Source organism: Flavobacterium gilvum, assembly GCF_001761465.1.
GTDB classification, from domain to species: domain Bacteria; phylum Bacteroidota; class Bacteroidia; order Flavobacteriales; family Flavobacteriaceae; genus Flavobacterium; species Flavobacterium gilvum.
Genome location: NZ_CP017479.1, coordinates 520,017 through 541,114, shown reverse-complemented (window position 1 = coordinate 541,114; position 21,098 = coordinate 520,017). Strand labels below are relative to the sequence as shown.

Annotated in this window: 8 protein-coding genes, 2 tRNA genes and 3 rRNA genes; 9 read left to right on the top strand and 4 right to left on the bottom strand. The window is 38.5% G+C overall.

The features are described 5' to 3' along the window. Positions 1-193: 193 nt before the first annotated feature. The 5 genes from EM308_RS02285 (at position 194) to rrf (ending at position 5,519) form a co-directional block, all read left to right on the top strand. Positions 194-1,707, top strand: a 16S ribosomal RNA gene (locus tag EM308_RS02285). A 130-nt stretch (positions 1,708-1,837) separates the two neighbouring features. Continuing rightward, a tRNA-Ile gene (locus EM308_RS02280) sits at positions 1,838-1,911 on the top strand. A gap of 138 nt (positions 1,912-2,049) precedes the next feature. After that, positions 2,050-2,123: transfer RNA gene (locus EM308_RS02275), tRNA-Ala, on the top strand. A gap of 205 nt (positions 2,124-2,328) precedes the next feature. Beyond that, positions 2,329-5,213 (top strand): 23S ribosomal RNA (locus tag EM308_RS02270). Positions 5,214-5,409: 196 nt separating this feature from the next. Beyond that, positions 5,410-5,519 (top strand): 5S ribosomal RNA (gene rrf / locus EM308_RS02265). Together the 16S, 23S and 5S rRNA genes with 2 tRNA genes alongside form the textbook arrangement of a ribosomal RNA operon. Positions 5,520-5,977: 458 nt before the next feature. Here rrf and EM308_RS02260 read toward each other — a convergent pair. The 4 genes from EM308_RS02260 to EM308_RS02245 form a co-directional block, all read right to left on the bottom strand. Then, positions 5,978-8,866: an alpha-amylase family glycosyl hydrolase gene (locus EM308_RS02260; protein ID WP_035639569.1), complete on the bottom strand. Its 2,889-nt coding sequence runs from the start codon at positions 8,864-8,866 to the stop codon at positions 5,978-5,980. 72 nt (positions 8,867-8,938) lie between these two features. Then, positions 8,939-10,045: a SusE domain-containing protein gene (locus EM308_RS02255; protein WP_035639567.1), complete on the bottom strand. Its 1,107-nt coding sequence runs from the start codon at positions 10,043-10,045 to the stop codon at positions 8,939-8,941. A 25-nt stretch (positions 10,046-10,070) separates the two neighbouring features. Continuing rightward, positions 10,071-11,678: a RagB/SusD family nutrient uptake outer membrane protein gene (locus EM308_RS02250; protein WP_035639566.1), complete on the bottom strand. Its 1,608-nt coding sequence runs from the start codon at positions 11,676-11,678 to the stop codon at positions 10,071-10,073. Between the two features lie 35 nt (positions 11,679-11,713). Next, the gene (locus EM308_RS02245; protein ID WP_035639565.1) at positions 11,714-14,689 is read right to left on the bottom strand and encodes a SusC/RagA family TonB-linked outer membrane protein; all 2,976 of its coding nucleotides are present in this window, start codon (positions 14,687-14,689) and stop codon (positions 11,714-11,716) included. Positions 14,690-14,935: 246 nt separating this feature from the next. On the opposite strand from EM308_RS02245, the gene EM308_RS02240 reads away from it, so the two are divergent. The 4 genes from EM308_RS02240 (at position 14,936) to EM308_RS02225 (ending at position 21,072) form a co-directional block, all read left to right on the top strand. Continuing rightward, positions 14,936-15,958 (top strand): LacI family DNA-binding transcriptional regulator, encoded by a 1,023-nt coding sequence (locus EM308_RS02240; protein ID WP_035639577.1) that lies wholly within the window; start codon positions 14,936-14,938, stop codon positions 15,956-15,958. Between the two features lie 702 nt (positions 15,959-16,660). Further along, entirely contained in the window at positions 16,661-17,986 is a 1,326-nt protein-coding gene (locus EM308_RS02235) for an MFS transporter (RefSeq protein WP_197056147.1), read from the top strand. A 28-nt stretch (positions 17,987-18,014) separates the two neighbouring features. Continuing rightward, complete coding sequence (gene pgmB, locus EM308_RS02230; protein WP_035639559.1) at positions 18,015-18,674, top strand: beta-phosphoglucomutase; 660 nt, start codon at positions 18,015-18,017, stop codon at positions 18,672-18,674. A gap of 103 nt (positions 18,675-18,777) precedes the next feature. Then, entirely contained in the window at positions 18,778-21,072 is a 2,295-nt protein-coding gene (locus EM308_RS02225; protein WP_035639556.1) for a glycoside hydrolase family 65 protein, read from the top strand. Positions 21,073-21,098: the final 26 nt, after the last annotated feature.

Below are 21,098 nucleotides of genomic sequence, written 5' to 3'. Positions count from 1 at the left end.
GAAAAGTAGAGACAGCGATTTATCGCGTTTCGGGCAAAACAAAAGAAGAACACGTTCCTAGACATATTGAATTGACAGCCGTCTCGTTGCTTGCAACGAGACAAATAAAATAAGAGTAATAGAATCGGAAGATTTGAGAATAACCACTAGAATCGGAGTCGAAAATAAGACAAGCAGTAATGCTTAACAATATACGATGAAGAGTTTGATCCTGGCTCAGGATGAACGCTAGCGGCAGGCTTAACACATGCAAGTCGAGGGGTATAGTTTTTCGGAACTAGAGACCGGCGCACGGGTGCGTAACGCGTATGCAATCTACCTTTTACAGGGGGATAGCCCAGAGAAATTTGGATTAATACCCCATGGTATATGGACTTCGCATGAAGTTTATATTAAAGTTCCAACGGTAAAAGATGAGCATGCGTCCCATTAGCTAGATGGTAAGGTAACGGCTTACCATGGCGACGATGGGTAGGGGTCCTGAGAGGGAGATCCCCCACACTGGTACTGAGACACGGACCAGACTCCTACGGGAGGCAGCAGTGAGGAATATTGGTCAATGGGCGCAAGCCTGAACCAGCCATGCCGCGTGCAGGATGACGGTCCTATGGATTGTAAACTGCTTTTGTACGAGAAGAAACACTCCTTCGTGAAGGAGCTTGACGGTATCGTAAGAATAAGGATCGGCTAACTCCGTGCCAGCAGCCGCGGTAATACGGAGGATCCAAGCGTTATCCGGAATCATTGGGTTTAAAGGGTCCGTAGGCGGTTTAGTAAGTCAGTGGTGAAAGCCCATCGCTCAACGGTGGAACGGCCATTGATACTGCTGAACTTGAATTACTGGGAAGTAACTAGAATATGTAGTGTAGCGGTGAAATGCTTAGAGATTACATGGAATACCAATTGCGAAGGCAGGTTACTACCAGTGGATTGACGCTGATGGACGAAAGCGTGGGTAGCGAACAGGATTAGATACCCTGGTAGTCCACGCCGTAAACGATGGATACTAGCTGTTGGGAGCAATTTCAGTGGCTAAGCGAAAGTGATAAGTATCCCACCTGGGGAGTACGGGCGCAAGCCTGAAACTCAAAGGAATTGACGGGGGCCCGCACAAGCGGTGGAGCATGTGGTTTAATTCGATGATACGCGAGGAACCTTACCAAGGCTTAAATGTAGATTGACCGATTTGGAAACAGATCTTTCGCAAGACAATTTACAAGGTGCTGCATGGTTGTCGTCAGCTCGTGCCGTGAGGTGTCAGGTTAAGTCCTATAACGAGCGCAACCCCTGTTGTTAGTTGCCAGCGAGTCATGTCGGGAACTCTAACGAGACTGCCAGTGCAAACTGTGAGGAAGGTGGGGATGACGTCAAATCATCACGGCCCTTACGCCTTGGGCTACACACGTGCTACAATGGCCGGTACAGAGAGCAGCCACTTCGTGAGGAGGAGCGAATCTATAAAACCGGTCACAGTTCGGATCGGAGTCTGCAACTCGACTCCGTGAAGCTGGAATCGCTAGTAATCGGATATCAGCCATGATCCGGTGAATACGTTCCCGGGCCTTGTACACACCGCCCGTCAAGCCATGGAAGCTGGGGGTGCCTGAAGTCGGTGACCGCAAGGAGCTGCCTAGGGTAAAACTGGTAACTAGGGCTAAGTCGTAACAAGGTAGCCGTACCGGAAGGTGCGGCTGGAACACCTCCTTTCTAGAGCTTTAGTGTTAGCTGCAAGGCACGCTAAAGAGAGAAGACGAAGAGACAATTGGTTTCAAGACCGAAGATTATATTACTCTTGCTGTTAATTTAAAAAAAAGAATTAAAAATAAGTAAAAAACAGAGTCTCGTAGCTCAGCTGGTTAGAGTACTACACTGATAATGTAGGGGTCGGCAGTTCGAGTCTGCCCGGGACTACTTTTTTAGAGTTATAAGTTATGAATTATAAGTTATAAATTAAAAAAGACTGTAGAAAGCTTAAAAAAAGGAAATTCTAGAGTTGAGAGGTTGTGAATAATCATTCATAATTCATAATTCACAATTCATAATTAGATTGGGGGATTAGCTCAGCTGGCTAGAGCGCCTGCCTTGCACGCAGGAGGTCAACGGTTCGACTCCGTTATTCTCCACAGATAGTATCAAGATGATAGTATCAAGAATTAAGACAAAATCTTAATACTTAATACAAGAATCTTAATACATATTAAAGTTCATTGACATATTGAGATAAGAAATAATAAAAAGTAGAAAGAACAAATGCGTTTGTTGTTGATAGTTTTTAGTTTGTAGTTACAAAACGATAAGCGATAAACAAAAAACAATAAACCGTAAGTACAATAAGCAAAATAAGGGCGTATGGGGGATGCCTAGGCTCTCAGAGGCGAAGAAGGACGTGATAAGCTGCGAAAAGCTGCGGGGACGGGCACACACCGATTGATCCGCAGGTATCCGAATGGGGCAACCCACTATGTTGAAGACATAGTACACCGATAGGTGGGCAAACCCGCTGAACTGAAACATCTAAGTAGGCGGAGGAGAAGAAAACAAAAGTGATTCCGTAAGTAGTGGCGAGCGAACGCGGATTAGCCCAAACCAATGTTGTTACGGCAATGTTGGGGTTGTAGGACCACGATATTTTATGCAAACAGAACCGGAAGTTACTGGAAAGTGACGCCATAGAGGGTGATAGCCCCGTATGGGTAATGAATGTAATAGATAGTGGTATCCTGAGTAGGGCGGGGCACGTGAAACCCTGTCTGAATTTGGCGGGACCATCCGCTAAGGCTAAATACTCCTGAGAGACCGATAGTGAACCAGTACCGTGAGGGAAAGGTGAAAAGAACCGTGAATAACGGAGTGAAATAGATCCTGAAACCATACGCTTACAAGCGGTCGGAGCCCATTAGTTGGGTGACGGCGTGCCTTTTGCATAATGAGCCTACGAGTTAACGTTGCTGGCAAGGATAAGTGGTTAAGCCATGGATCCGTAGCGAAAGCGAGTCTGAATAGGGCGCTTTAGTCAGTAGTGTTAGACGCGAAACCGTGTGATCTACCCATGGGCAGGATGAAGCGCTGGTAACACAGTGTGGAGGTCCGAACCGGTTGACGTTGAAAAGTCTTCGGATGACCTGTGGGTAGGGGTGAAAGGCCAATCAAACTCGGAAATAGCTCGTACTCCCCGAAATGCATTTAGGTGCAGCGCATATTATAAGTTATATAGAGGTAGAGCTACTGATTGGATGCGGGGGCTTCACCGCCTACCAATTCCTGACAAACTCCGAATGCTATATAATGTTTTTATGCAGTGAGGGCTTGGGTGCTAAGGTCCAAGTCCGAGAGGGAAAGAACCCAGACCATCAGCTAAGGTCCCCAAATATATGTTAAGTTGAAAGAACGCGGTTTGTCTGCCCAGACAGCTAGGATGTTGGCTTGGAAGCAGCCATTCATTTAAAGAGTGCGTAACAGCTCACTAGTCGAGCGGACGAGCATGGATAATAATCGGGCATAAACATATTACCGAAGCTATGGATTTGCAGGCAACTGCAAGTGGTAGGGGAGCATTCTGTCAGGGTTGAAGGTTTTTCGTAAGGAGAGCTGGACTGGACAGAAAAGAAAATGTAGGCATAAGTAACGATAATGCGGGCGAGAAACCCGCACACCGAAAGACTAAGGTTTCCACAGCTATGCTAATCAGCTGTGGGTTAGTCGGGACCTAAGGCGAACCCGAAAGGGACAGTCGATGGCCAACGGGTTAATATTCCCGTACTACTGATTACTGTGATGGGGTGACGGAGTGATGAAAGCGCCGCGAACTGACGGAATAGTTCGTTGAAGTACCTAGCTATAAGATCTATAGGCAAATCCGTAGATTTTGGTGAAATACGATAGTACTCGGAGTCTTCGGACAAAGAGATAGTGCGCCTAAGGGCTTCCAAGAAAAACCTCTAAACTTCAGGTAATTAGTACCCGTACCGCAAACCGACACAGGTAGTCGAGGAGAGAATCCTAAGGTGCTCGAGAGATTCATGGCTAAGGAATTAGGCAAAATAGACCCGTAACTTCGGGAGAAGGGTCGCCTCGTCGTAAGACGAGGCCGCAGTGAAGAGGTCCAGGCGACTGTTTATCAAAAACACAGGGCTCTGCAAAATCGTAAGATGAAGTATAGGGCCTGACACCTGCCCGGTGCTGGAAGGTTAAGAGGAGATGTTATCTTCGGAGAAGCATTGAATTGAAGCCCCAGTAAACGGCGGCCGTAACTATAACGGTCCTAAGGTAGCGAAATTCCTTGTCGGGTAAGTTCCGACCTGCACGAATGGTGTAACGATCTGGACACTGTCTCAGCCATGAGCTCGGTGAAATTGTAGTAACGGTGAAGATGCCGTTTACCCGCAGTGGGACGAAAAGACCCTGTGCACCTTTACTATAGCTTAGTATTGACCTTGGATAAATGATGTGTAGGATAGGTTGGAGACTGTGAAGTGGCGTCGCCAGGCGTTGTGGAGTCATTGTTGAAATACAACCCTTTGTTTATCTGAGGCCTAACCCCATATTGTGGGGGACATTGCTTGGTGGGTAGTTTGACTGGGGTGGTCGCCTCCAAAAGAGTAACGGAGGCTTCTAAAGGTTCCCTCAGTACGCTTGGTAACCGTGCGAAGAGTGCAATGGCATAAGGGAGCTTGACTGAGAGACATACAGGTCGATCAGGTACGAAAGTAGAGCATAGTGATCCGGTGGTTCCGCATGGAAGGGCCATCGCTCAAAGGATAAAAGGTACGCCGGGGATAACAGGCTGATCTCCCCCAAGAGCTCATATCGACGGGGGGGTTTGGCACCTCGATGTCGGCTCGTCACATCCTGGGGCTGGAGAAGGTCCCAAGGGTTGGGCTGTTCGCCCATTAAAGTGGCACGCGAGCTGGGTTCAGAACGTCGTGAGACAGTTCGGTCTCTATCTACTGTGGGCGTTAGAAATTTGAGTGGATCTGATTCTAGTACGAGAGGACCGAATTGGACAAACCTCTAGTGTATCTGTTGTCCCGCCAGGGGCACCGCAGAGTAGCTACGTTTGGAAGGGATAAGCGCTGAAAGCATATAAGCGCGAAACCCACCACAAGATGAGATTTCTTTTAAGGGTCGTGGAAGATGACCACGTTGATAGGCTATAGGTGTAAAGGCAGTAATGTCATAGCCGAGTAGTACTAATAACCCGTAAGCTTATGTACACCCTTTTCTCTCTCTCGTCTGGTCCTAAACGAGACGAGAGAGAGAAGAAACTTTCTAAAACACTTTTTATATTGTTTATCTCAGTATGTTAAAATATTTACAGCGTAGCTGTATTGAAAGTTTAACGTTTAAAGTTTGAGGTTGTTGGTTAACAACTTTAAACAAAATTAAACCTTAAACCCTCAAGCAAAACCTTAAGGTGGTTATTGCGGCGGGGCTCACCTCTTCCCATCCCGAACAGAGTAGTTAAGCCCGCCTGCGCAGATGGTACTGCAATTTTGTGGGAGAGTATGTCGCTGCCTTTCTTTTAAAAAACCCTTCATCAATAAGATGAAGGGTTTTTTGTTTTACAAAAGATAACGGAATTTTGGATCAGGTGCAAAAGGGATTAATCCTAAAATTGATGTTTGGATGATCAGAAATGAATGCTTTTTTTAGTGACTGTGCTCGCGTGAGTGATGGAAGCAAGTTACCGAAGTAACGCGTACAGCACGACAGTATTAGGAAAAGGGGGCGAATATGCGTTGCAATAAGTTGCCCCCTTTTCCTAATGGTGGCACGCCCAAATACTTTTGAAGTAAATGATCCCGATTTAAGAAACGATATTGTAAGAAGCGGTAGGATAAGAATGGGGATATGATAGGAGTCCTGACCTTTTGGAATTTGCCTGAAATATTTTGATGATTTATTTTTAGTTTAAAGAAAAGCCACCAAATATTAATTCGATGGCTGATGGATTTGAATACAATTTTCTTTATTATAATTATTCTTTGATGAATTTTATCATTTTTACTTGGTTTTCCTCATTGTAGATTTTGACAAAATATATTCCGTTTCGTAAATCGCTTATGCTATATTGCTGGTCTTTGGATCTGCTTTTGTTGAAAGCTTTGATTAGCTGTCCTGTTATTGAATAAATCTGAACTTTGGAGGTGTTCGTGTTTAAAGTAAAATAACTAGATGCAGGATTTGGGTAAATGTAAATACCATCAGAAATTTGAAATTTGGGTTTAGACAAAGTACTCGCTTTATTTCCATAGATTCTAAACTCTCCTGGTTGCAAAGCGATTGTTGCATTGACATCAGTTACATTATAAGGTGTATTATCCATTAGATTGTACCAAGAGCCGGCGTATTGGAATCCTGTGGCGACATTTTTGGCTATAACATCAAAATTGGCAATGATAAGTACATCTTTAAGGGTTGTACCTGGTAAAGTACCATTGGAAATTTTAATGTTTGGTGTCAATGTTGTAGCTGATGCAATTGTAGCTGTTCCAGAGAATACAGCTTCGGTTGTTTTTAGGCCTATCATTCTTGCCCAGTCATAATAGATTTTGTTTCTATTATCATTTGCAAGCCAATTGTTCGTCCACTGTGGCTGTGGTTTGGTGTCTAATTTACAATCTCCGGAAATAGTTGAAGTGTCATCATTTACGGTTCCGTTATTACAGGTAAAAATGGAGAATTCATATCCTAATTCGCCGAAATGCCATATCATTTTAGGTCCAGGAACGAGTAATGAAACAGCTCCGATGGCTGACATTCTAGATAATGCTGTGTTTAATGTTTTGACATTATAAGATCCATTTGAATTTCCATATTGGATATTTTTGTACATAAGGCGCTCTTCATCGTGACTTTCGGTATAGCCCATAACTCGATTTGCTTGAAAACCGGCACGATTTAAGGCATAGATTCTTGAAATGTCGTTATTCGAATTATAACCCATGGATAATTGATTGTAATTGTCGGCCATTTTTCCCCACATCATTACACCTTTGCTGGGCGTTTCTGAAATTCTATAATTTGCCCATTCTTTTTCTTCGTTATCACTACCCAAGTGTTCAAAAATGGTATAGTGAGTTGGATCTAATGCCCAAGAATAATCGGCATAACTCTTTAAAATATCAACTCTGTCCTGTTGGTACGCATTGGTGCAATTTTCATCGCTTGGACTACAGTTTTGTGTAAAACCTTTGGTTAAATCCCAACGCAAACCATCAATTTTATATTCTTCAATCCATTGTTTGATTACCCTTTTTACATAGTTTTTTGTATAAGTTGAAGAATGATTAAAATCTTCACCTACACTGTAACTGTGTTTTGCAGTAGTATTGAAATATGGATTTTCGGCTGTGGGAGAACCAAATCCATCGCCATCAGGATCATTCATCCACATGCGCACCATCGGATTTCGTCCAAAAGCATGATTTAAAGCTACATCAAGAATTACGGCTATTCCATTTTGGTGACATAAATCAATAAATTCTTTTAATTTGTTTGAAGGACCATAAAATTTGTCCAACGCCATGTGGAATGAGGTGTTGTAACCCCAACTTTCATTTCCTTCAAATTCCATAACAGGCATTAATTCGATAGCATTAGCCTTTATAGTTTTAAAGTAATTAATTCGATTAATTAAATCCTGAAAGTTTCTGTTTGCATCAAAATCCCTAACCAAAACTTCGTATACAACTAATTTTTCTTTTTCTGGTTTTACAAAATTTGTTGTAGCAGTGCTCCAAGGATAAGGAGTTTGTCCGGTTTGCAAAACAGTTACTTCTTTATCTTGTCCAGCTGGATATACCGGCATGTTTGGATATGTCGAAGCTGGTATTCCCGGGTCGTCATAAGGTGATAGCACCAAAGTGGAAAATGGATCTGCTGTTTTTACAAGCGCTGGCGAATTGGGAATTGGTGTTGTTTCTCCCACCCAATATTGATAGGTATAATTTGTTCCAGATGTTAAGCCCGTTAATTCCAACCAAAATTTTGTTGAACCAGCGGTTGCATCTTTTTTCATCGCGTAAGCTACTCCGGGCTGCCAATTATTGAAGCTTCCGGCGACATAAACGAAGTCTTTTAATGGAGCATCCAAAACCAAAGTTGCCTTGGTAGCATCGCTTGGATTGTAATTAATACCTTCAACCAAACCGGCCGGAATGGTTTCGGAAACAGTGTTAGGATTAACAAATACAGTAAATTTTTTGACTATAGTAGTAGCTCCTTGTGTCACTTCCAAATTATAGTTCTGATTACTTGTTATATTGGTATGATTGTACGAATAACTCGAAGTGTTAGGATTTGTATTAATGCTTATGCCGTTTGATTTTAGATTGTAACTCGCAACACCATTAGTATTGGTTGCAGCAATCGACAGGCTTCCGCCCGATGCCAAAATGGTGGTGCTGTTTTGTTCTGGTGCTGTCAGGGTAACTTGAAAAGTGCCTACTTCTGCTAATATATCCTGTGATTTTTTATCTCCTGTTCCATCTTTAGCCTTAATAAGAAAACCTATTTTGCCAATTCCATTTCGATTAAAATATGTAGTGGGAACAAGTGTTTTTGTATATGTGTCTGTGCTGGCATTATACGTAAATTTGCTAGCATCGGCTGAAGCAGTCCACAATCCATTGGAGGGAGCGTCTATTTGGTTAGTATCATTTAGATCATACGACCAAGACCACATATAAAGAGAGTTGTCTATAACTCCCCAGGTATTTTCGTTAAAACTATTTCCATTAATGGTGATCGTGATTGAAGTGTTTTCTCCAAATGAAGAAGGAATTATGGAATAAGTAACAGTTTGTTGTTGTGCCGTACCTACCAGCGATACAAAAAACAATAATAAAAGTAAAAGTTTTTTCATGCTATTAAGAGGTTGCTTTGATTAAAAAAGGGCTATCTACAGATAGCCCCTTCATAATTTGTTAAATTTCTTTTATCCTTGATTCGGAATCATCATATAATTTCCATTCAAATCATTGAAATAGATTAGATATTTAGATTTAGCAACAGGAATGTTTGAGCCACTAGGAACTATTCCTGAAAATGGTGTAGTACCACCCCAAGAAACATCCCAAGCATTATTAGCTCTGAATTTGGCTTCACCATCGATTAATGGAGTAACACCTAATATCCATTGATGCTTATCAAAAGCAGAATCCCTAAGTGCCATAGGAGTAGAAGCATCCCAGCCACTTGCTGTTGCACTTCCAATAATACCTACTGTTGTATAAAGAGTTGTAGTTGAACCTGTGTAAGCTACTAATGTATAGGTTAACTTTTGAACATCCATTTTAAAAGTATAATATCCATCGGCAGTAATTTCGATACTTGGAGGATCTGCATCGGCTTCTGTGGCTCTATAAACAAGAGAACCTCCAGAACCGCCATACATTGGTGCCCAACTTCCTAAATGTGAAATTGTTTTGAAATATCCTTTTTTGAAAAATCCTGTGAATGTATATTCGTTAGAATTTGTTGGGTTTCTATATAAAATTTGGTTTCCTTTATTGTTATCCCAACCAGAAACTGTAGCATCACCAACTAAGTACCATTCAACGAAATTATAAGGAACTTTTCCAGAATAAGGAGTTACACTAATGGTAACAGGGGTTTTTGATGTCATTGGTACTCCCCCAGACACACTCGACATAACTTTCACATCAAACAAAGTTGCTACATCGACAGCTGCTCCAAGATCAATTGCGCCCTGATTCATGTCTTTAACCAATACACCAGCTTCCGTAACATTACTGGTTACAGCAATTGTTTTTGCTTTTGTAAAATCACCACCTTTTTTATCCATTAATAAGGTGTATTTAATGACTACATCAGTAGAATATACTCCGGCTGACCATTTGAATGTTTCTGCTACAGTTGATGCATTAGCTTCTTTCAGGATATATTGCTTTCCTGATTGTGGAGCAGTTATTTCGGGAGCAGTAACAGCATCAAGGACGGGTCTGTCGTCTACGGCATCACCATTGCAGGATATTGCCAGAATGCTCATTAATGCGAAAAAGATTTTATAGATATTTTTCATTTTATTGCTTTTTGAGGGTTAATCCTTAATATCCAGGATTTTGTTTTAATGTTGGATTTGCTTGAATAGTCTTAGCAGGAATAGGCATAAGGTCTCTGTATGATGCGGTAGCAGTACCATTAATAACGCCACCTTTCCATTGCCAGATTTTAGCTCCTCCAGTAAATTTTCCAAAACGAATCAAATCGGTTCTTCTGTGACACTCCCAAAATAATTCTCTTCCTCTTTCATCTAAAATGAAATCCAAAGTTAAATTTGCTAGCGCAATTGGAGTTGCATTTGCTCTACTTCTAATTTGGTTTATGTAACCAAGAGCTGTTGTTGTATTTCCTGTGGAAGCTCCTCTAAGAGTTGCTTCTGCATACATCAAATAAACATCAGATAGTCTATACATTGGGAAATCTGTATCTGGCATATCATTCCTTTGGGCAGCAGTTCCATTAGAATTTTTATTAATATACTTAGTAACAGCATAACCATCTGTGAAAGTTCCAATATTATTAATGTCTAATGATTGCCCATCTCTGTAAAACGTTCCTCTTTTATCTCCTGTTGCAGTTTGATCAGGGAAAAGAGCAACAAATTCTCTTCTCGTTCTGGTACCTGCCCATCCACCATCCATTCCTCTTGAAGCCGCGTCCATACTTCCACCAATAGATGCATGAATGATAAAACTCATTCCACCACCAATGGCTCTGATAGCATTTCCATCATGAATAATAGGGAATATAAATTCGTTTTGAGCTCCGTTTCTGTTATTGTCCGCAGAGAATAAATAGTTGTAAGGGACATTTGCAAATGTATAGCCAGAATTTGCAATGATATCGCTACATAGAGTAGCTACGTCGTTATTTCTATCAACACCAGTATATACTTTAGAGTTCAAATATATTTGAGCTAATAAGAATTTTGCTGCTGTTTTATCAACTCTACCATATTCGTTTGTTTTGGAAGCAGCTAAACTATTGTTTAAATCTTTTAATTCAGATTCAACATAAGCAAAAACTTCTGCTCTGGATTTTTGTTCAGGGTAAAAGAAACCAACAGGATCATTTTCTGTTGTAATAGGCACATTACCAAATAAGTCCATTAAATTCACATAAGAAAACGCTCTTAAAAAACGAGCTTCAGCTCTAAATGTTGCTATCTGTGCTTTCAAAGTAGCATCAACCCCTCTTTCAGTTAGTTTGGCATCTGTTGATTGTCTCAAGAACTCATTACAAAGACTTATGTGGTAAAATGCTCTTGAGTAAGTTCCGTACAAAAACTCATTGGCAGGAGCCCAAGTTTGCGTATTCAAAGTTGGCAGTGTACCATCAGCCCAAGCAATAATTGATTCGTCTGTAGGCAATTCCTGAGTTACAAAAAGTAACCTTAAATAACTGCTAAAATCTCCTCCAATACCAGCAATGTCTGGATTTCCGTCTCCATCATTTCCACCAACATAAAGGCCTGCGTAAATTTTGGCCAATACTTGCTTATACGATGTAGGATCCTTAAAAAAGGTATCCGAAAGGAATTCATCATCATCTTTAGGCGTAACATTTAAGTCGTTTGTACACGAAATAAATGTCATATTTACTCCAAGAATGAACAGAAATAAATAAGAAATATATTTAAATGATATTTTCATTTTGTATGTTTTTAAATTTTACTTTCAATGTATTATTAGAAATTTGCATTTACTCCAAACAAGAAAGTTCTGGCTCTTGGGTAAACGGCACCGTCAATCCCGTTGAATTTTTCAGGATCAATACCATCATATTTGGTAAGGGTCAGAACGTTCTGAACACCGAATGAAAGTCTCATAGAAGCAACTTTTAATAATGATTTATCAAAAGTATAACCAACAACTATGTTGTCCAGTTTGATAAAAGAAGCATCTTTCACATAGTAGTTAGACAAATAGCGTTGTGTTCCATTATCTTCAAAAGTGAAACCTGTATTAAGATAATCAGTTGTTACATTAGCTAAATCTGTTTGTCTTCTTAAAGCAGCATCCGAAAATCCGTTGGCAGAATTTACGTTATCAAAAATATAATTTCCTGAACTAGCTCTCCAGTTCATTGAAAAATCAAGTTTTTTGTAGTTTAAGGAAGTAGACAACCCAAAAGTATAATCAGCAGTTGGTTTGTGGAATTTGTAACGATCATCGTCCGTAATTTTACCATCTTTGTTTCTGTCTACATAAGCTCCCTGAATAGGTTTTCCGTTTGCATCATATAATTGTTCGAAAACAAAGAATGAATTTGGTGATTCTCCAACTGAGTTAATCAGGATTTTATTTCCTCCACCGCCATTAATATTATCACCCACCATATATCCTGTAAAACCAGGAACTGTTTCACCTAAGTCGGTAATTTTTTGGTCCAAATGAGTAACATTAAATGCTAAATTCCAAGTTAAATTATCATTTTTGATAATATCTGACTGAATATTAAACTCAATACCTTTTGTTTTTAAGCTACCAATGTTGTTAAAACCTTGGTTTCTTAAATTTGCTCCATCCGGAACAAGTACGTCTGCCAATAAATCAGTAGATTTTTTCTCAAAATAGTTAATAGACCCAGTAACTCTGTCATTGAAGAATCCGTAATCCAAACCTACGTTTGCCTCAGCCAATTCTTCCCATTTGATATTTTCATTATATCCTTCTGGACGAGCCGTTTTATATACAACTCCACCAAAAATATATTGAGTGTTGATAGTTCCCAAAGTTACTCTTCTCAAATAATCATACTGAGCAGAAATATCTTGTTGACCTGTTGTACCATAGCCTAATCTCAGTTTTAAGGATGATAAAGTTTCATTGCCTTTTAGAAATTCTTCTTCAGCGATATTCCAAGCTAATGCAACTCCACCAAAATTACCCCATCTGTTATCTTCAGAAAAACGAGATGTACCGTCTCTTCTGTAATTTAAGGTCAATAAATAACGACTGTCATATCCCAAATTCAAACGGCCAAAGAACGATTGTAAGTTAATGTCTGGATCTGTAATAACATCCTCATTAGGATTTGGTTGTCTTGTTTCGCCTGATTGGTATTTTTCTTTTACAAACATTTGGTAGTTATAACCGGCAGTTGCATCTACTTTAAATTTCCCTAAATCTTTTACGTAATTGAAATAGGTATTTAAGTTTTTATTTTGAAGATGATCTGTATATGAAGAATAATTTCCGTAGTTCACCCAATTTCCAGAAGAATAAGCATTTGGTTGGTATCCCAAAGCACTTTGTGTACTTACTTCAGTATAACCTTGACTATTAAATGAATCAATCCCTGCTTCAGCAATGAATTTTAAATCTTCTAAGAAATGGAATTTATAATCCAATCTAATATTTCCCCATTTTCTTGTCGAAGTAGCTCTACGCTCGTCTTGATTTAACCTCGCAACAGGGTTTCTAGCAGGCAATAAAGGTAAATTTCCATTAGGCTCTAACCATTCAAAGTATCCTCCATATCGTGATTTTGAATCATATACAGGTTGTGTTGGATCAAATGAAATTGCACTTCCGATAACTGCTCCTTCATCCTGAAATCTGTTTTTTCCAAAAGATAAATTCCCATTGATGTCAATTTTTAAGTGATTATCAAAAAATGAAGGATTTAACGATAAAGATGTTGTTGTTCTTTCAAAAGAAGTGTTTTTAAGAACACCTGGATTACTCACATTTCCAACAGATAATCGCACAGGCAATGTTTCAAACAGAGCACCACTGGCCGAGATATTGTTGTTGGCTGTAAGGGCTGTATGGAAAATCTCATCCTGCCAATTTGTGCTGGCTTTTCCCATTAAAGTTTTTTGGGCATCTGTTCCTTTTTCGTTTACAAAAGCACGAAACTGATCTGTACTAAGTACATCTACTGTGTTTTCAACTGTATTTACACCAATTTGAGAGCTAAAATTAACTTTAACACCACCTTTGGTTCCTTTTTTGGTTGTAATTACAATTACACCATTTGCAGCTCTGGATCCATAAATCGCAGCGGCAGAAGCATCTTTTAAAACAGTAAAAGTCTCAATGTCATTTGGGTCAATAGTAGATAAAATACTAGTTGCTCCACTTGGGACAGCATTACTTAAAGGAAGTCCGTCTAATACAATTAACGGTTCGTTTGAAGCACTTAATGAAGAACCTCCACGAATTCTAATATCAGCTTTTGCTCCAGGGGCACCACCACCTGTAACATTTACCCCAGACATGCGTCCGCTTAATAAAGTTTCAGGAGTTACGTTAATCGCTTTGTTAAATTCTTTAGAAGAAATTTGAGAGACAGATCCAGTAGCATCTTTTTTCTTAACAGTACCGTATCCTACTTGTACCACTACTTCTTTTAATTGATTTGAATCTTCTTCAAGTTTTATTGTAAAAGCAGTTTGAGATCCCACTGCAATCGATTTCGTTTTGTAGCCCATATAAGATATGTTTAACTTATCTGAAGACTTCACACCGTTCAATTGAAATTTACCATCAAAATCGGTAGCTGCGCCATTGCTACTCCCTTCTACTTTTACATTTACTCCCGGAATAGGCTGACCTGATACATTATCAAGTACAATTCCTTGCACTTTGTTTTGTGCCAATGCAAAAAACGGGAGCAGGAGTACTAAAAATAACAACTTTTTATAAATTGTTTTCATACTTTTTGTTTAAATTAATTGTTCTTTTTGGTTTAGTTTTGTTTACGTTTTCTTTACTTCGAATTTCAAAATTAGGAATTATTTAACACGCTCAACGTGAACGAATTTTGAGAGCGTTACGAAAACGTGGTAGTGTTGAAAACTTTGCTGTTTTATTTTAAAATAAAGCTAAAATTTACCATAAATAAAAAATTGTCTTACCTTTATTGAGGAATTGATTAGTGAAACACAATAATGCCGAATTTTATGAAAAAAAAAATAACGTTAAAACAAATAGCTAAAGAACTGGATGTCTCCATTTCTACAGTTTCAAAATCCCTGAGAAACAGTCCTGAAATTGGTGAGGAAACTAGATTGAAAGTTCAGGCTTTTGCAAAATTCTATCATTATAAACCAAACAATATTGCACTAAGTCTCAAGAACCGAAAAACCAAAACAATTGGGATTATTATTCCCGAAATTGTTCACCATTTCTTTTCAACTGTCATTAATGGTGTTGAACAAATTGCCAATGAAAATGGATATAGTGTAGTTATTTGTTTGTCCGATGATTCTTTTGATAAAGAAGTCCTCAATATGGAACTTTTGGCCAATGGAAGTATCGACGGTTTCATTATGTCATTGTCCAAAGAAACACAGTTTAAAGGAGATTTTCACCATATTACAGAAGTTATCAATCAGGGAATGCCGGTTGTAATGTTTGATAGGGTTACCAATGAAGTATTGTGTGACAAGGTGATTATTGATGACAAACAGGCTGCCTATGAGGCGGTTCAGACTTTGATTGATAAAGGGAGAAAAAAAATTGCATTGGTCACAACCGTAGATTATGTAAGCGTAGGAAAGTTGCGAACCGATGGATATGTCAAAGCATTATTAGACAATAACCTTCCTTTTGACGAGCACCTGATTATTAAAATTGAAGACGTAGATACCTGCGAAATTATTATTGGAAAATTATTGGAAGAAGAAGCAATCGATGCGGTTTTTGCCGTAAACGAAATTTTTGCCGTGACCTGTATCAAAACGGCCAATAAACTCGGATTGAATGTGCCAAAAGACTTGGCCGTAATTGCATTTACCGATGGAATGATTTCAAAGTATTCGACTCCGACAATTACTACTGTGAGCCAAAGCGGAATAAAAATGGGAAATCGTGCTGCCAAAATTATAATAGACCGATTGGAATCCGAGGATGAATCAGAAGATGAAAATTACACTACTGAAGTTATAGAAACCTTTCTTGTAGAACGAGAATCTACAGCTTAATTTTTTTTAAACAAAAAACCAATCACAAGGTAACACGCTACAATTTTTGATTGTGAAGCAATACTAAAATCGAACCGTTTGAATACTGTTCGATTTTTTTTGTGTTTTGTCAATTTTGAAAAAAAGATGCAAAAAAAATCGTATTTTACTAATTACTACAACCTTGTAGTTTAAAAAAAAGGTTATTTTTTAATTTTGTTGAAAATAATTCAAAAAGAATTTTATACATTTACTTCGCGTTTAAAGCTTTTCTTTTACTTCGAAAAATAAGATGAGTTTTTTTATGACGTTAAATTAATCGTGTTTCATGCATTTTTGCACGGTAAAATCTTACGAAAGAAATTCATAAAATAGTATTATGATTTAATGAATTTTTATGAGCGTATAGTTGACGATTTTTTTATAAAGTTTATCGACAACGATAAATATCTTTAACTATCCCATTACATTATTAAAACCATTTTTTTAAAGAAACAATTCGGTTTAGGAATGACTTTTGCAAGTTGTTTTTTCAAATCGATAAATAATGTTTTTTAAAAACAATATGTTGGTTTGTTTCAAAAGAAAGTTCGTTTGGCAACAATTTGTAGAACTGATTCTTTGGAATTGTTTGTGAATTTTCATTGTCAATTTCAGTTGATACAATCAAAAAGCTATAAGGAAAACAGTGTGCTTATCAGGTAAATATGTAAATTTTTAGTGATGGAAAAACCCAAATTAAGTTTTTGGCAAATATGGAATTTAAGTTTTGGATTCTTAGGAGTTCAAATAGGTTACTCTTTGCAAAATGGAAACACGAGTAGAATATTAGAAGCATTAGGAGCAGATGTTCACAGTATAGGATATTTTTGGCTGGCTGCACCATTGGCCGGTTTGGTCGTTCAACCTATTATTGGTTTATCGAGTGATAAAACTTGGACAAAATTAGGACGACGTATTCCTTTCATCTTTTTTGGAGCAATCGTTTCTGCCTTGGCAATGTTCTTTATGCCAAACGCAGAGTACTTTACTTATCTATTACCTCCATTGATTTTTGGTGCTGTAATGTTGTTGCTGATGGACACTTCATTCAACGTGACCATGCAACCTTTTAGAGCACTTGTGGGAGATATGGTAAATGACGAACAACGCAATCTTGGGTATTCACTTCAAAGTGCTTTAATTAATTTTGGCGCCGTTTTCGGGTCATTATTGCCTTGGCTTTTGGTAAAAATAGGATTATCTAATGTGCCGGCTGCGGGTGAAAAAGTTGCCGAATCTGTGATTTGGTCATTTTATATAGGTGGAGGAATTCTGTTGGCAACTGTACTTTGGACTGTTTTCCGAACTAAAGAATATGGACCAAAAGAACACGCGGAGTACAATAAAATTGATTTGAATGTTCCTGAGAATAAGGAAAAAACAAGCATTTTGACCTTAATCGGGGATGCTCCAAAAATCTTTTGGCAATTAGGAATCGTTCAGTTTTTCTCATGGTTTGCTTTGTTTTTAATGTGGGTTTACACTACAAGAGCCATTGCTAACCAAGTTTGGGGCCCCGAGGCGCTAGATGCGAAATCAATAGGTTTTAATGAAGCGGGAGATTGGACAGGTGTAATGTTTGCTTTCTATAGCGGAGTTGCGGCAGTATATTCTTTCCTTATTCCTTCTATTGCAAAGGCTATTGGAAGAAAAAAGACCTACAGTTTCTCTTTAATCATGGGAGGTTTGGGGTTGATTTCTATGTTTTTTGTAGAAGACAAAAATATGTTATTGCTTTCCATTTCAGGAGTAGGATTGGCTTGGGCTGCCATTTTGGCGATGCCTTATGCGATGCTTTCAGGGTCTTTGCCTGCCGAGAAAATGGGAGTTTATATGGGACTTTTTAATGCTACCATTACCACGCCACAAATCGCAGCCGGACTTTTAGGAAGCACTTTGATATTGCTTTTTGGAGGAAATCCGATAACGATAATTGTAATCGCTGGGGTTTCTATGTTGATTGCTGGTTTGGCAGTATTTTTTGTAAAAGAAAAAATGCAACAATAAAAAAAATAACCATTAAAGGAGAATTATAATGAAAAAGAGAAAAGGATTTATTTTTGATTTAGACGGTGTAATTGTTGACACTGCCAAATATCATTTTTTGGCGTGGAAAAAAATTGCGAATGGATTAGGAATTGATTTTACATTGGAACACAATGAATTATTAAAAGGAGTAAGCCGTGTGCGTTCCTTGGATATAATCCTTGAATTGGGAAAAGTAGAAGTCTCACAGGAAGAGAAAGATAAATGGTTAATTCAAAAGAATGAAGATTATCTTTCGTATTTGGTTGATATGAATGAGACTGAGATTCTCCCTGGGGTGATGAAAGTTTTAAAGTTTTTAAAGGCAAATAATCAATTAATTGCATTGGGTTCTGCCAGTAAAAATGCCAGACCTATTCTAGAAAAAACCGGAGTTTTAAGCTATTTTGATGCTGTTGTTGATGGGAATGACGTTGTCAATGCCAAGCCAGATCCAGAAGTATTTGTTCATGCCGCCCGACTTCTTAATGTAACGAATGAAGATTCTATTGTTTTTGAAGATTCTGTTGCGGGCGTACAAGCTGCCAATATTGCAAAAATGATGAGCATTGGTATTGGAGAAGAGAAAACATTGCATGAAGCGGAATACATTTTCAAAGATTTCACCGAAATAAATTCCACTTTTTTAGAATTATTAATCAATAAATAATTAGATAATAAGTCAATTAGGAAATTAGATAATTTTCAAAGGGTTCAATTATCTAATTATCACATTATCTAATTGACCAATTATCACATTAATACATTAAAAAATGAATCAAGATTATATAAAACCGGACAATTGGTCTATCATTGAAGAAGGCTTTGATAGAGAGCGCGTGAAATCATCTGAAAGTCTTTTCAGTATTGGAAATGGAGCGATGGGACAAAGAGCCAATTTTGAAGAAAATTATTCAGCTGAAACTTTCCAAGGAAGTTATATTGCCGGAATTTATTATCCGGACAAAACCAAAGTGGGCTGGTGGAAAAATGGTTATCCAAAATATTTTGCCAAAGTATTGAACGCTCCAAACTGGATTGGTATCAACGTAGAAATAAACGGTGAAGATTTTGACTTGAACAATTGTACTCAGGTTTCAAATTTCCGTCGTGAATTGAATATGAAAGAAGGCTGGTACCAACGTTCTTTTGAGGCCACTTTGAAAAACGGAACCGAAATTGCAGTTGATATCAAACGCTTTTTGTCTCTTGATTTGGATGAAGTTGGAGTGATTTATTATGAAATCACGCCCTTGAACAAAGATGCAAAAATCATCTACAAACCATACATCGATGCGGGTGTAACCAATGAAGATGCGAACTGGGAGGAAAAATTCTGGGAACCATTAGACGTAAAAAAATCAGGGAATGAAGCTTTTGTTACGGCTCAAACCTTCAAAACGCATTTTAAAGTAACAACCTTCATGCAAAACACGATTTGGTCAAGAGGTGAAAAACAAAATATGTCTCCAATTTCTGTTGACACCAAGGCTGATAAAATTGTATTTCATTATGATGCCATTGTGGGTAAAGGCGAAAAATCGGCTATTCAAAAAATTGGAGGATATACCGTTTCGCTAAATCATACGGATACCGTTTCGGCAGCCGAAAAAGTGATTCAGGCCGCATTGGCAAAAGGATACAAACAATTATTGCAAGACCAAATTGATGCTTGGGCAAAAATTTGGGAAATGTCAGACATCACTATTGAAGGTGATGTGAAAGCACAACAGGGAATTCGTTTCAATATTTTTCAACTGAATCAAACCTATTTAGGAAAAGATTCCCGTTTGAATATTGGTCCAAAAGGATTTACCGGAGAAAAATACGGCGGATCGACCTATTGGGATACCGAGGCATATTGTATTCCATTTTATATGGCGACCAAAGACCAGCAAGTGGCTCGTAATTTGTTGACTTACCGTTACAATCAATTGGACAAAGCCATCGAAAATGCTAAAGATAATTTAGGTTTTAAAAACGGTGCTGCTTTGTACCCAATGGTGACTATGAATGGCGAAGAATGTCATAACGAATGGGAAATCACTCACGAAGAAATTCACAGAAACGGAGCTATTGCTTTTGCAATTTACAATTACCACCGTTTTACAGGCGATTACTCTTATATTCCAGAGAAAGGATTGGAAGTTTTAATAGGTATTGCCCGTTTTTGGCACCAAAGAGCTTCTTTCTCCAAAAACAAAAATCAATATATGATTTTGGGAGTGACTGGACCAAACGAATACGAAAACAACATCAACAATAATTTCTATACCAATTATATTGCCAAATGGTGCATTGATTATGCTACAGCTCAAATTCAAAAAGTATCATTGGAATACCCTTCAGACCACAAACGCATTATCGAAAAAGTAAAACTTTCGGATGCTGAATTGCAGGAATGGAACAAAGTGGCTGGTAATATGTATTTCCCAAGATCCGAAGAAATGGGTATTTACTTGCAACAGGATGGTTTCTTGGATAAAGACTTGGTACGCGTAAAAGATTTGGATCGTTCACAAAGGCCAATTAACCAAAAATGGTCTTGGGATCGTGTATTGCGTTCGCCTTATATCAAACAAGCCGATGTATTACAGTGTTTTTACTTCTTCGAAGATCATTTCTCGAAAGAAGAATTGGAACGTAATTTCGATTTCTACGAATCATTTACGGTGCATGAAAGTTCGCTTTCTCCTTGCGTACACTCGATTCAGGCCGCTTTATTGGACAAAATGGATATGGCGTATGCCTTTTATTTGAGAACTTCCCGTTTGGATCTTGACGATTACAACAAAGAAGTTGAAGAAGGTTGTCACATTACATCAATGGCTGGAACTTGGATGAGTATTGTCGAAGGTTTTGGCGGAATGAGAGTGAAAAATGATGCGCTTCATTTCTCTCCAAAAATCCCAAAAGAATGGGGTGGCTATTCGTTTAAAATCAATTTCAGAAACCAAATTCTGAAAATCGCAGTGGATCATAAGGAAACCAAATTCACTTTGGAAGGAACTCATGAATTGACTGTTTATGTAAACGGCAAAGCAGTTTTGGTTCAGCCAAAAAATTAAAAATCAATAACAACAAACCCTTTCGA